This window comes from Pseudomonas fluorescens (assembly GCF_019212185.1).
In the GTDB taxonomy this organism is placed as follows: domain Bacteria; phylum Pseudomonadota; class Gammaproteobacteria; order Pseudomonadales; family Pseudomonadaceae; genus Aquipseudomonas.
In genome coordinates this window covers 3405790-3418561 of record NZ_CP078138.1, presented here as the reverse complement: position 1 = coordinate 3418561, position 12772 = coordinate 3405790, and the positions used below count along the sequence as shown (strand labels likewise).

Here is a 12772-nt window from a genome sequence, read left to right as displayed (position 1 = left end):
ATCTCCATGACTGTATTGAAAAGCTTGTTCGCTGGCGCCGTATTGAGTGCCATTTCATCCCTTGCCCTGGCGGCAGCCAATCCGTTGAGTGTGCACGTCCTCAACTTGCAGGATGGCCTGCCCTCCCCAGGGGTCAATGTCACCCTGGAAAAACAGGAGGGGAAAAACTGGGACATGCTCAACAGCGCGGCCACCAACGAGCAAGGTCGCGTCACCGGACTCTATCCGGAAGGTCGGGATCTGGAGAAAGGCACCTACCGTGTCACCTTCAAAACCGGGGAATGGTTTAAGGCGCACAATACGTCCAGTTTCTTTCCTGAAGTACCGGTCATATTCGAGGTGGACGGCACCGTCCCGCACTACCACATCCCGTTGCTGCTCAGCCCTTATGGCTTTTCTACCTACCGAGGGAATTGAGGGTTAAGGAGGCATCCATTCTTGTGTGCAAAAAACTTATTGGTTGAAATAAACCTTCAACCGCTCCACCGCAAACGCCTCGAAACCGTCCAACGCATCACTCGCCACTGCCTGTTCCTTGCCGTTGAACTCCACCACCGGGACATAAAAACAGGCGTGTTTACTGATCTGGTCGTAGGGAATTTTCTGCTCGCCGACAAAAGGAAAGCCACAGCCCATTGCCAATAGTTGCAGCCGAACCACCTTGAGCTTTTGCCCGACTACCGAGGCTTCGCACATTTCCCAGTCGATGTTGCGCTTCTCCAGTTCGGCGGCCACCGTCTGGTTGCCCATGCGGATGAAATGCTCGGCCTCCATCGCGAAGTTGATGGGGTTGGTTGGCTCCGCGCAAACACTCGCTACTCGAGTGACCACAAACTCGCCACTGCCTTCAAGTTGTGCCGGGAACTGGCTCTTCTGGTTTTCAAATCCGGGATAGGTCGAGGGAAATGGCTCGGATGGCATCATTTCTTTGACGGTACGGCCTTGGGGCATTGCTGGTGTGGCGGCTGAAGGGGTCGCTGCGAGGCCCGCTGAAAAGGCGGCGCAGATCAGCGCAATGACGGCTTGGTGCTTCATGGTTGCAATCAAAATGGTTCTTCCCTGGAAGTCTGTCACTGAATCCGGACGCGTAATCTGAATCTCTGCCGCCCTGAATACAAGCCCCCACCTAGGCCGGAGTGACTTTCGATTGCTGCTGAACATAGGGACGGATGCGACAAAAGCAGAGTTCAACGCTATTGATAAGAGGTACGGCAGATTCTTCGATCAGGCGCGACCACAACCTGCGAACGACCCTCGACCGTGAATTTGTGGTTTAACTAGATAGTTACCTATCTATATACTTACCGCCTCATTTCAACGGGACATTCAACGTGAAGCACAATCAACGCCTCTCGGGCGTAGCGAAATTCATCGTGATCGGGCTGGGGGTGATCATTGCCCTGCTCGGCCTGGCACTGGCGGCGGGCGGAGTGAAGCTGGTCAGCCTGGGCGGGTCCTGGTACTTCCTGGTGGGTGGTCTGGTGATGGCCGTGTCCGGCCTGCTGATCGCCCGCAGCAAGCCTGCCGGCGCCTGGTTGTTCGCCGCGTTCCTGCTGGGCACGGCGATCTGGGCGGTGAGCGATGCCGGACTGGTGTTCTGGCCGCTGTTCTCACGCCTGTTCATGTTCGGCGCGGTGGGCCTGGCGGTGACCCTGGTCTATCCCCTGCTCAAGCGCGCCAACGGTGAGGTGGGTGGTCGCGGTGCCTACGCCGTTGCAGCCGTATTGGCGATAGGCCTGGCGGTGGCTGCGGGCAATATGTTCGTCGCCCATCCCACTGTGGCTGCCACCGGCACCGGCCCGGGCCTGACGCCTGTCGAGCCGGCCAAGGCGCAGAAGGACTGGGCGCATTACGGCAATACCGAAGGCGGTAGCCGTTTCGCCGCGCTGGACCAGATCAATCGCGGCAATGTCGACAAGTTGCAAGTAGCCTGGACCTACCACACCGGTGACGTCGCCGAGAGCGATGGCAACGGTGCCGAAGACCAGCTCACCCCGCTGCAGATCGGCAACAAGGTGTTCATCTGCACCCCGCACAACAACCTCATCGCCCTCGATGCCGACACCGGCAAAGAGCTCTGGAAAAACTCGATCAACGCCCAGTCGAAAGTCTGGCAGCGCTGCCGTGGCATGGCTTACTTCGATGCCACCCAGCCGATTGTCCAGCCGAGCAACTCGACCATCATCGAGCCTCAACCGGCGGCGGCCGCCAACTGCCAGCGACGCTTGCTGACCAACACCATCGACGCCCGACTGATCGCGGTCGATGCCGACACCGGCGAGTTCTGCCGGGGTTTCGGCAACAACGGCCAGGTCGATCTCAAGGCCGGTCTGGGTGATGTGCCGGACAGCTACTACCAGTTGTCTTCCGCGCCGCTGATGGCCGGTACCACGGTAGTGGTCGGCGGTCGTGTCGCCGACAACGTGCAGGCCGACATGCCTGGCGGCGTGATCCGTGGTTTCGACGTGATCACCGGCGCCCAGCGTTGGGCGTTCGATCCGGGCAACCCCCAGGATCGCAATGCACCGGCCGAAGGCAGCACCTATGTACGCAGCACCCCGAACAGCTGGGCGCCGATGTCCTATGACCCGGCGACCAATACCGTGTTCCTGCCGATGGGCAGCTCGTCCACCGACATCTACGGTGTGGAACGCAGCAAGCTCGATCACACCTACGGCGCCTCGATCCTCGCGCTGGATGCCAGCAGCGGTGAAGAACGCTGGGTGTACCAGACCGTGCACAACGATCTCTGGGACTTCGACCTGCCGATGCAGCCGAGCCTGATCGACTTCACCAAGGACGGCAAAACCGTGCCGGCGTTGGTCATCGGCACCAAGGCCGGGCAGATCTACGTGCTCGACCGCGCCACCGGCAAGCCGCTGACCGAGGTCAAGGAAGTACCGGTCAAGGCCGCCAACATCCCCAACGAGCCCTACTCGCCGACCCAGCCAAAATCGGTGGGTATGCCGCAGATCGGCGCCCAGCACCTGAGCGAATCGGACATGTGGGGCGCGACCCCGTATGACCAACTGCTGTGCCGCATCGACTTCAAGGGCATGCGCTACGACGGCCTGTACACTGCGCCGGGCACCGATAAATCCCTGAGTTTCCCGGGTTCCCTGGGCGGGATGAACTGGGGCAGCATCTCCACCGACCCGGTGCACGGCTTCATCTTCGTCAACGACATGCGCCTGGGCCTGTGGATCCAGATGATCCCGTCGCAGAACAAAGGCCAGGCGGCTGGCGGTGGCGAAGCGTTGAATACCGGGATGGGCGCGGTGCCGCTCAAGGGCACGCCGTATGCGGTGAACAAAAACCGCTTCCTTTCGGTGGCCGGCATTCCTTGCCAGGCACCGCCGTTCGGCACCCTGACCGCGATCGACATGAAGACTCAAAAGGTCGCCTGGCAAGTGCCGGTGGGCACCGTTGAAGACACCGGTCCCCTGGGCATCCGCATGCACCTGCCAATCAAGGTTGGCCTGCCGACCCTCGGCGGCACCCTGTCGACCCAGGGTGGCCTGATCTTCATCGCCGGGACCCAGGACTTCTACCTGCGTGCCTTTAATAGCGGCAATGGCGAAGAAGTGTGGAAAGCCCGCCTGCCGGTGGGCAGCCAGGGCGGCCCGATGACCTACGTCTCGCCGAAGACCGGCAAGCAGTACGTGGTGATCACCGCCGGTGGCGCACGTCAGTCGACCGATCGCGGTGACTATGTGATGGCTTACGCCCTGCCGTAAGCCGCTGTGCCCGCCTGGCTGGCGGGCATCCTCTGTGCAATCTGCGCGGCACCTGCGGGTGCCGCGTTGCGTTGCGCTATCGCTGAAGATTGGATCTGGAAGATTTTCATGTTTTTCGCTGTTCGCTTTTCGACTACAGGCCTGCTGATTGGCCTGACCTGCACCACCGCCCTGCCCGCTTTTGCCGGCAACGATTCACGCAGCACCCTGAGCGGTGACTGGGGCGGCCTGCGCCACCAGATGGAGGAAGATGGCCTCACATTGACTGGCGACTACAGCGGCGAAACCGCCTATAACGCCGATGGCGGCCTGCACCGTTCGGCGCGCTATTCACAGAACATCAAGCTCGGCGCCAGGTTCGACCTGGACAAACTGTATGGCCTGGACAACGCCGGCAAGGTCCAGTTGACCCTCAACGACCGCCGCGGCCAAAGCGCTTCCGAGGACCTGGTGGGCAACCGCTTGCCGATCCAGGAGAACTACGGTGGCCTCTACACTCGCCTGACCGAACTCAGTTATGAACGCAATCTGTTGACCCCGGCGCTTAACGTGAAACTGGGTTACATGGCGATGGGTAACGACCTCGGCGGCCTCGACAGCGGCATCCTCTGCAACTTCATGAACGCCGGTTTCTGCGGGCATCCGCTGAACATGTCCGGTGGCAGCGGCTGGACCAACTACCCCAATGCCCACCTGGGCGTGCGGGTCAAATACGACCTGTCGCCTGCCTGGCAGTTGCGTGTCGCAGCCTTCAATGTCGACCCCGAAAGCAACGGCAACTCCAGCCGCGCCTGGCACCTGGGGCCCAAGCACACCACCGGTACCGTGGTCCCCATCGAACTGGTGTACAAGCGCACCGGCGAATTGCCCGGCGAATACAAAGTCGGCTACTACTACGACAGCTCAGAGGCCAAACGCATCGGCAGTGATGGCGAGGTCTCTGGCCGTGGCGGCCATTACCTGCTGGTGGATCAAGCCCTGTGGCGCTCGCCAGCATCCAGCGGCCGCAGCCTGCATGCTTTCGGTCAGTACTCGGCAGCCAGCGAGGCGGCCTCGCCGTTCAGCAAGTGGTACGGCACCGGCCTGGTGCTGTACCAACCATTCGCCAGCCGCCCCCGGGATACCCTCGCTTTGGGCTATGGCCGCGCCGTGCCCAATCCACGCAGCCGCGATGTCCAGCAAGACACCGCGCTGGCTAACGGCACGGCGTTCCCCGACCTGGACAGCGCCGAACAACTGATCGAACTGGGCTATGGCTACCAGGCTACCTCCTGGCTGACCCTTCGCCCGAACCTGCAGTACATCATCGAGCCGGGGGCGTTTTCCGGGCAGGACATCGATAATGCACTGGTGTTTGGACTGCAGGTGAAAGCGGCGCTGTAAGCCCCCTGTAGGAGCCAGCTTGCTGGCGAATGCGCTGTCTCAGCCGGCAAGGAGGTTGAATGTGCCGGCCCTATCGCTGCGATGCGGCGACCCGACAAGCCCGCTCCCACAGATTTTTGGCCTCCCAAAAAAATCACTTCAACTGGGCAAGCAATGCCTTGGCCACCGCTTCGGAGCTGGCGGGATTCTGGCCGGTGATCAGTTTGTCGTCTTCAACCACGAAGGGTGCCCAATCGGCGCCCTTCTCGTAAACCCCTCCCAGTCGCTGGAACTCGTCTTCGATCAAAAACGGCACCACATCGGTCAACTGCACTGCGGCCTCCTCGCCATTGGTGAAACCGGTGACCCGGCGCCCCTTGATCAGCGGCTCGCCATCCGCCGCCCGTACGTGGCGCAGCGCCCCCGGCGCGTGGCAGACGAAACCGATGGGCTTGCCCGCGCGCTCGAAGGACTCGATCAGGTCGATGGAGGTCTGCGACTCGGCCAAATCCCATAGAGGACCATGGCCACCTGGGTAAAACACCGTGTCGAAGTCCATCGCATTGACCGTATCGAGCTTGACGGTCGTGGCCAACGCCTGCTGGGCGGCAGCATCAGCGTTGAAGCGACGGGTCATTTCGGTTTGGAAATCAGGTAACTCACTCTTCGGATCCAGGGGCGGCTGGCCGCCAGCCGGCGACGCCAGCACCACTTCGGCACCGGCATCCTTGAACACGTAGTAAGGCGCGGCGAACTCTTCAAGCCAGAATCCGGTTTTCAATCCGGTGTCACCCAGTTGGTCGTGGGAGGTGAGAACCATCAGCACTTTCATGGGGTGTTCCTCTTGGTTGGCTATTGCTCGACGGTGGTGTCGAGACACTCGAACCGGTAGACAGTCACCGTGGCTGAACGCTCACGATTTTTTTCGCGAGCAGGCGCGCTCCTACAGAGAACGGCGGACTGCCCAAATCATCCAGCCAGGCTGAAGCCTTCGGACATTGTCGGGGGCACTGGGCTGCGAGACTATCGATTCCCCCTACCGGGCGATGCCCCGCTATCATGCCCCGCCAAAATGGACATGCACCCAGGAGTCAACGTGGCAGAAAAAACGCTGTATTGGGAAGACCTGACGCTGGGTAGAACCTGGACAGCCAGGCAATCGGCGCCCATCACCACCCAACAGATCATCGCTTTCGCCGCCGAGTACGATCCCCTCGATATGCATATGGACCCTGACCTCGCCCGCGCCAGTCCGCTGGGCGTGCATTGCGCCAGCGGCATTCAGACCTTTGCGATCTCGCAGCGCTTGATGTGCGACGCCTTGCTGCTGCAAACCCATGTGGTGGCGGGGGGCAAGATCGATGGTGTGCGGATGGTCGCCCCGGTAGTGGCGGGCGACCGGCTCGAGCTTACCACCCACGTCGTTCGCTCCGAGCCACACACCCGCGACCCCGGACGTGGTTGGGTGACCTTCAAGGTCGAGGTCGCCACCGCCGAGGGCAAAACCGTGCTGCTGTATGAAGTGACGGTGCTGGTCCTGCGTGACGGACCGGGCTAATCACCCGCGCTCTCAGCGCCCAGCGTGCAAGTGCGCATGGGTCTGCAGCTCTTCCTCGATAAAGGCCGCGATCATCGCCCGGTAGACCTTCTCCACCACCGCAGGCGAGGCGCCGGTTTCGTCGGCCAGCCCGCGAACCTTGTGAATCACTTGTTCTACCCGGGCCGGTGCGCGCACGTCCTCGGTGGTTTTCTTGAAAGCTGCCGCCTGGGTGACGAACTTGCCCCGTCTGCCCAGTAGCGCTACCACCTCACGATCAATTTGATCGATGTGCCGACGTACGTCCTCGATCGATGTGCATTCAATGTCCATTCCGTGTTCTCCCTTTTCCATTGTTGTACTGCCTACGCCTGAACATCCGGCTCTATCGCATTCACCGCATCCAACTGCCCGCTCATCCGGTGCAGGAAGCCAATCAGCAGGTCGACCTCCTCCTCCTTCAGGGCCGACAGCAGCAACTCTTCACGCTTAAGGGCAACGACCAGCACCCGGTCATGCAACTCACGCCCGGAATCCGTCAGCGACACCGTGTAGCGCCGCGCATCCTTGGCATCGACCACAGTCGAGACATAGCCGTCACGCTCCAGCGTCTGCAACGAACGGCTGACCGCACTCTTGTCCAGGCCCACCACCTGCACCACCCGGTTGGCGCTGATCCGGTCTTCGACCGCGAGCATCGACAACACCCGCCATTCAACGATGCCGATGCCGAAATGCTTGCGATAGCAGGCCGATGCGCCACTCGACATCTTGTTGGTGAGGAAGGTCAGGAGCGCGGGAACGTAGCGATCCAGATTGAGGGGCGAGGCTGGGGTCATGACAAACGGTTCCTGGACTTCGATTGAATTAGTTGACACCGCAACTAAAAGGCATAGGATGACAATCACACCACGATTGCGCGCCTGCATCATAAGCGCGCCGTACAACAATAAGAACTGCGAGGTTCCCTGCCATGACTTGCCTGCTCCCTCCTCCGCCGTCCTGATTGCCCTGCCCCGCTAATCCCGGCACACCCTCCATAGCCTTTGAAACACTGCACAACTGCGGTGGGGTCACACTCATGCTTGAAGTTTATGTCTCTCGTAAAACCCCTGAAGCTGACGGCGTCTGTAGCTTTGAACTGATCGCTGCCCATGGCGCAGAACTGCCGGCCTTCAGCGCCGGCTCGCACGTCGATGTGCAGGTGGCGCCAGGCCTAACCCGTCAGTATTCGCTGTGCAACGCGCCCCATGAGCGCGGCCGTTACCTGATTGCAGTGCTCAACGAGCCGGCCTCCCGGGGCGGATCCCGGGGCATGCACGCTGACATTGCACAGGGGTCGACACTCGCCATCAGCGCCCCGCGCAACCTGTTCGACCTGGACCTCAGCGGCGAGCGTTACCTGTTGTTCGCCGGCGGCATCGGCATCACCCCGATCCTGGCGATGGCCCATGCCCTGATCGCTGCAGGCAAGCGCTTCGAACTGCACTACTGCGGCCGCTCCTTCGAACGCCTGGCGTTCACCGCGATGCTGGGCGAAGCGCCGTTCGCCAGGCACGTCCAGGTGCATGTCGACGATGGTCCGGCGCAACAGCGCCTGGATGCTGCACGGATCCTCGCGATGGCAAACCCGGGCGACCAGCTCTACGTCTGCGGGCCTTCAGGATTCATGGCGCACATTCAGAGCACGGCCAAGGCCTGTGGCTGGAGCGATGAGCAGATCCACCGCGAGGACTTTGCCGCGCCGCCGCAGGTGCTGGAAGGTGATCAGCCCTTCGAGATCGAGCTCTCACGCTCGGGCCAAGTCCTGCAGGTTCCCGCGCACCAGACCGCCCTTGAAGTGCTGCTGGAGCACGACGTGGAGATTGAAAGCTCCTGCGAACAAGGCATCTGCGGCTCGTGCATCACCCAGGTCCTGGCCGGCGAGCCCGAGCACCGCGATCAGTGGATGAGTGCCGCGCAGCACGCCCGTAACGACAGTTTCACCCCCTGCTGTTCGCGCTCGCGCAGTCCACGCCTGGTGCTGGACCTATGACTACCGATAACAACAAGCCTGATCACTGGAGATCGTCATGAGTACATCGACACTCGCCCATGAAATTGCAGCACCTGCCGCTTTGCCGAAATTTCCGTTGAATCAATGGTACGTCGCCGGATTCGCCTGGGAACTCAAGGACCAGCCGCTGGGCCGGACCCTGCTGGGCAAGCCGCTGGTGCTGTTCCGCACCGCCGATGGCCGGCCGGCAGCCCTGGAAGATCGCTGCTGCCATCGAGCCCTGCCGCTGTCCCATGGCACCCTGGAAGAACGCGGCGTGCGTTGCGGTTATCACGGCCTGCTGTTCAATGGTGACGGCCAATGCCTGGAAGTGCCCGGCCAGGCGAAGATCCCGTCGAAAGCCAAGGTGCCGGCGTACCCGGTGCGCGAGCGCGATCAACTGATCTGGGTCTGGTTCGGTAACGCCGATCAGCCGCAGCCGAACTGCGAGCCGCCGGCCTACGAGTTCCACAGCAACGACGACTACCTCTTCGAAGGCGGCGCCTATCACTACGATGCGCCCTATCAGTTGATCCACGACAACCTGCTGGATCTCAGCCACCTGGGCTACGTGCACCTGCGCACCATCGGTGGCAACGCCAGCATCCACATGAATGCGCAGATGCGTGTCGACAGCGACGACACCCACGTCAAGGTGACCCGGCATATGCCCGGCTCGCAGCCGCCACCCACCTACACCGCGGCCTATCCGTTCCAGGGCAAGGTCGATCGCTGGCAGGAAATCGAGTTCCACGTCAGCCACCTGCGCATCTGGACCGGTGCCGCCGATGCCGGCACCGAATCACTGGATGACCCGCAACGAGGCGGCTTCCATATGCGCGGTTTCCACGGTGTGACACCGGAAACCGAAACCACCAGCCACTACTTCTGGACCATGGCCACCAACCCCAAGGACAACCGCGAAGCCATCGCCGCGAAAGTGGTCGAGCAGACGGTCCTGACCTTCGACGAAGACAAAGGGGTGATCGAAGCCCAGTACCAGAACATGCTCGAGTTCGCTGACCGGCCCATGGTCGACATCCATGTCGATGTCGGCGCCAATCGAGCCCGGAGAATTATTGAACAGCTTCGCCAACAGTCCTGATGGACCACCGATCACTGGCTGCCGCCTGATCTGACCCACTGCCGCCGATCCACGTAGAGGGATCGGTCTGCAGTTTTCGCTCGGTGATTCTTGCCGAGCCTTGCGTTGCACGCCCGACAAAAACAAAAAGGTGCTCAATGAATCTTTCGAATCTCCTCATCAGCAGGACGAACCCGTTCGCCTGCACAAAACCCCAGGCCAGGCAGAGCCGGAGGACCACCCCATGAGTCGGTCCATCAATGTTCAACTGGAAGAGAAGCCCATGGAGGCTTTCCAATGGGTGGTGATCGCCCTGTGTTTCCTGATCAACATGCTCGACGGCTTCGATGTACTGGTGATGGCGTTCACCGCCGCCTCCGTGTCCAGCGAGTGGGGGCTTGGCGGCATTGAGTTGGGTTACCTGTTGAGTGCCGGCCTGATCGGCATGGCGCTGGGGTCGCTGTTTATCGCGCCCTGGGCTGACCGCTTCGGTCGTCGGCCGGTGATTCTGCTGTGCATTTCCATCGCCGGGCTGGGGATGCTGGCGTCGTCGCAGGCATCGTCCGTGAGCATGCTTGGCGGATTGCGCTTCCTGACGGGCCTGGGCATTGGCGGTGTGCTGGCGAGCAGCTACGTGATTGCCGGGGAGTATGCCAACCGCAAATGGCGCAGCCTGGCGATCAGCCTGCAATCGACCGCCTATGCCCTGGGTGCAACGATCGGCGGCCTCATCGCCGCGCAGATCATTCCGCACCTGGGCTGGCGCGCGGTGTTTCTGTATGGCGGCATCGTCACCTTGTTGGTGCTGCCCGTCATGTATTGGCTGCTTCCCGAGTCCATCGCCTTTCTCATCGCGCGTCAGCCTCGCAATGCCCTGCAGCGGCTCAATCGGCTATTGAGCCGAGTTGGCATTCAGCTAATCACCGCCATGCCGCCCCTTCAGTCAAGTACCCAGGCTTCCTGGCGCGAGACCTTTGCCGGGCTGTTTTCCAGGGAACTGCTGCGCTCCACCCTGCTGGTCTGGGCGGGATTCTTCCTGGTCATGTTCGGCTTCTATTTCGTCATGAGCTGGACCCCCAAGCTGCTGGTTTCAGCGGGACTTTCCAATCAGCAGGGCATCACGGCCGGGGTACTGCTCAATGTCGGCGGAATCGTCGGCACATCGCTGATCGGCCTGCTTGCGGCACGCTATCGGTTGCCAAGGGTGCTGATCAGCTATCTGTGCCTGAACGCCCTGTTTCTCGGTCTTTTCGTGCATTTCACCGACAACCTCAACCTGGCGTTCGCGCTGGTGCTGATGATCGGGATTCTGGTGAATGGCTGTGTGGCCGGCCTGTATGCGCTGACACCGAGCCTGTACGGGCCCGAGCAGCGCGTCACGGCGCTGGGCTGGGCCATCGGCATGGGCCGGATGGGGGCAATCCTCTCGCCGCTGGTGGCTGGCCGTTTGATCGATGCCAGTTGGCGGCCCGCCGATCTCTACCTGCTGTTTGCCTGCGCATTTGTGGTCGCGGCCGTCGCAGTGTGGCTGATGAGCAGTCATTTAACGGTACGGGCTGCACTCAAGCCTGCCGCCTGAGCGGATCACCCCTAAAAACAAGAAGGTGATATTTCATGTGCATCAACTCTTTCAACTTCAGGTCGACGGGCCTGGGGCTGCTTGCGGCGTTGCTGGCGCAAAGTGCGTTGGCCGATTTCGTCAACGACAGCAGTGCGACGCTGACCACCCGCAACTTTTACCTGGATCGCGACTACAAGGGACAAAGCCCCTACTCCGCTGCACGTGAATGGGCCCAGGGTTTTATCTTCAAGGCCAATTCCGGTTTCACCGAGGGCACCCTAGGGTTTGGTGTCGATGTCACGGGCTTGGCCGGGTTCAAGCTCGATTCGTCGCCTGATCGCACCGGTACCCAATTGCTGGCGTACAACCCGGTTACCCGCGAGGCACGGGACGAATACTCGGAGCTGGGACTGGCACTGAAAAGCAAGATCTCCAGGACCCGGTTGTCCGTCGGCACCCAGTTTCCTGCCTTGCCGGTGATCAACGCCAGCCCCGCCCGGCTCCTGCCGCAATCGTTTCGTGGGGCCTACCTGATCTCCGATGACGTAGACAAACTGACCGTTCATGCCGGGCGCATGGATAGGGTCAATCTGCGCGACTCCACGGACTACCAGCCGATTGCCCTGGCATCGCCCAATGGTCGTTTCAGAGCGGGAGCGAGCTCTGAACGGTTCGACTTCTATGGCGGTGACTACCGCTGGACCGACAACCTGACCCTGCGGCTTATCCATGCCCAGTTGCGGGACATCTATACCCAGGATTTCTTTGGCGTGCTGCATTCACTGCCACTGGGAGCGGGCAAGTTGAAATCGGATATTCGCCTGTTCAACAGTCGAGACGATGGTCAGGCCAGGGCAGGCAAGGTCGACAACCTGAATATCGGTGGCATGTTCAGCTATCTCTGGAGCGGTCACAGCCTGGGGCTCGGCTACATGCAGCAGTCTGGCGACAGCGCTTTTCCCTACATCGCCGGCGGCGAGCCTGTGGTGCTGAGCGACGGCACCATGAGCGCCGACTTCGTCAACCCCAAGGAGCGAACGTGGGTGGTCAAGTACGACTACGACTTCGCCGCCGTTGGAGTTCCCGGCCTGACGGGCATGCTGCGCTACCTGCACGGAGACAACATCAAGTTGCCCGCGCTGGGCGGCAATGATCTCACCGAGTCATCGAAAGATCTCGAACTGGCCTATGTGATCCAGTCCGGCCCGGCGAAAGGCCTGGGCTTTCGGCTCAGAGAAGCGTTCTACCGAAACCAGCAAGGGCCCGCGTCAACCTTCAGGAGTGACAACGAAACGCGGGTGAACATCGACTACACCTTTAAAGTCTGGTGACCCAGGTTCTGCCTGCGTCTGGCGCACGCGGAACCTGACCCGGCGACAAGGCAATCAACACCTTGTCGCCGCTACCGCGTTCAGACGCACATTCCGCCAACTATTTGACGTCCTCACCCTCACTG

At 61.3% G+C, this 12772-nt stretch carries 12 protein-coding genes; 8 read left to right on the top strand and 4 right to left on the bottom strand.

The annotated features are described in order from the left end of the window. Positions 1-6: 6 nt before the first annotated feature. Entirely contained in the window at positions 7-417 is a 411-nt protein-coding gene (gene uraH / locus KW062_RS15340) for a hydroxyisourate hydrolase (RefSeq protein ID WP_027618851.1), read from the top strand. A gap of 36 nt (positions 418-453) precedes the next feature. Here the strand turns inward: uraH and KW062_RS15335 are convergent, their stop codons facing one another. Continuing rightward, a complete protein-coding gene (locus KW062_RS15335) occupies positions 454-1035 on the bottom strand; it encodes a hypothetical protein (RefSeq protein ID WP_105754189.1) in 582 nt (193 codons plus the stop codon). Between the two features lie 296 nt (positions 1036-1331). On the opposite strand from KW062_RS15335, the gene KW062_RS15330 reads away from it, so the two are divergent. Then, a complete protein-coding gene (locus KW062_RS15330) occupies positions 1332-3737 on the top strand; it encodes a glucose/quinate/shikimate family membrane-bound PQQ-dependent dehydrogenase (protein WP_105754188.1) in 2406 nt (801 codons plus the stop codon). Between the two features lie 108 nt (positions 3738-3845). Next, positions 3846-5120, top strand: a complete 1275-nt coding sequence (locus tag KW062_RS15325; RefSeq protein WP_105754187.1) for a carbohydrate porin — start codon at positions 3846-3848, stop codon at positions 5118-5120. A gap of 133 nt (positions 5121-5253) precedes the next feature. Here KW062_RS15325 and KW062_RS15320 read toward each other — a convergent pair whose 3' ends face one another. After that, positions 5254-5931 carry a type 1 glutamine amidotransferase domain-containing protein gene (locus tag KW062_RS15320; protein ID WP_027618847.1) on the bottom strand — a complete coding sequence of 226 codons (678 nt, stop codon included), beginning with the start codon at positions 5929-5931 and terminating at the stop codon, positions 5254-5256. A 264-nt stretch (positions 5932-6195) separates the two neighbouring features. Between KW062_RS15320 and KW062_RS15315 the strand changes: the two genes are divergently transcribed. After that, positions 6196-6657: a MaoC/PaaZ C-terminal domain-containing protein gene (locus tag KW062_RS15315; RefSeq protein WP_027618846.1), complete on the top strand. Its 462-nt coding sequence runs from the start codon at positions 6196-6198 to the stop codon at positions 6655-6657. 12 nt (positions 6658-6669) lie between these two features. Here KW062_RS15315 and KW062_RS15310 read toward each other — a convergent pair whose 3' ends face one another. Together KW062_RS15310 and KW062_RS15305 are read right to left on the bottom strand one after the other, a co-directional pair. Beyond that, the gene (locus KW062_RS15310; RefSeq protein ID WP_105754186.1) at positions 6670-6969 is read right to left on the bottom strand and encodes a chorismate mutase; all 300 of its coding nucleotides are present in this window, start codon (positions 6967-6969) and stop codon (positions 6670-6672) included. Positions 6970-7001: 32 nt separating this feature from the next. Next, positions 7002-7475 (bottom strand): MarR family winged helix-turn-helix transcriptional regulator, encoded by a 474-nt coding sequence (locus KW062_RS15305; protein ID WP_105754185.1) that lies wholly within the window; start codon positions 7473-7475, stop codon positions 7002-7004. Between the two features lie 242 nt (positions 7476-7717). Between KW062_RS15305 and KW062_RS15300 the strand changes: the two genes are divergently transcribed. The 4 genes from KW062_RS15300 to KW062_RS15285 all read left to right on the top strand — a co-directional run bounded on the left by KW062_RS15300 (position 7718) and on the right by KW062_RS15285 (position 12647). Further along, complete coding sequence (locus KW062_RS15300; RefSeq protein WP_105754184.1) at positions 7718-8671, top strand: PDR/VanB family oxidoreductase; 954 nt, start codon at positions 7718-7720, stop codon at positions 8669-8671. A gap of 37 nt (positions 8672-8708) precedes the next feature. Next, on the top strand, positions 8709-9776 hold the full coding sequence (locus KW062_RS15295) for an aromatic ring-hydroxylating dioxygenase subunit alpha (protein WP_027618842.1): 1068 nt from the start codon (positions 8709-8711) through the stop codon (positions 9774-9776). A gap of 223 nt (positions 9777-9999) precedes the next feature. Then, the gene (locus KW062_RS15290) at positions 10000-11334 is read left to right on the top strand and encodes an MFS transporter (protein WP_105754183.1); all 1335 of its coding nucleotides are present in this window, start codon (positions 10000-10002) and stop codon (positions 11332-11334) included. A gap of 35 nt (positions 11335-11369) precedes the next feature. Next, the gene (locus tag KW062_RS15285; protein ID WP_105754182.1) at positions 11370-12647 is read left to right on the top strand and encodes an OprD family porin; all 1278 of its coding nucleotides are present in this window, start codon (positions 11370-11372) and stop codon (positions 12645-12647) included. Positions 12648-12772 lie beyond the last annotated feature (125 nt).

Bases quoted from the DNA above. Each gene is read 5' to 3' on its own strand.
- uraH (WP_027618851.1), top strand. From the start codon at position 7: ATGACTGTATTGAAAAGCTTGTTCGCTGGCGCCGTATTGAGTGCCATT.
- KW062_RS15335 (WP_105754189.1), bottom strand. From the start codon at position 1,035: ATGAAGCACCAAGCCGTCATTGCGCTGATCTGCGCCGCCTTTTCAGCG.
- KW062_RS15325 (WP_105754187.1), top strand. From the start codon at position 3,846: ATGTTTTTCGCTGTTCGCTTTTCGACTACAGGCCTGCTGATTGGCCTG.
- KW062_RS15320 (WP_027618847.1), bottom strand. From the start codon at position 5,931: ATGAAAGTGCTGATGGTTCTCACCTCCCACGACCAACTGGGTGACACC.
- KW062_RS15310 (WP_105754186.1), bottom strand. From the start codon at position 6,969: ATGGACATTGAATGCACATCGATCGAGGACGTACGTCGGCACATCGAT.
- KW062_RS15305 (WP_105754185.1), bottom strand. From the start codon at position 7,475: ATGACCCCAGCCTCGCCCCTCAATCTGGATCGCTACGTTCCCGCGCTC.
- KW062_RS15300 (WP_105754184.1), top strand. From the start codon at position 7,718: ATGCTTGAAGTTTATGTCTCTCGTAAAACCCCTGAAGCTGACGGCGTC.
- KW062_RS15295 (WP_027618842.1), top strand. From the start codon at position 8,709: ATGAGTACATCGACACTCGCCCATGAAATTGCAGCACCTGCCGCTTTG.
- KW062_RS15290 (WP_105754183.1), top strand. From the start codon at position 10,000: ATGAGTCGGTCCATCAATGTTCAACTGGAAGAGAAGCCCATGGAGGCT.
- KW062_RS15285 (WP_105754182.1), top strand. From the start codon at position 11,370: ATGTGCATCAACTCTTTCAACTTCAGGTCGACGGGCCTGGGGCTGCTT.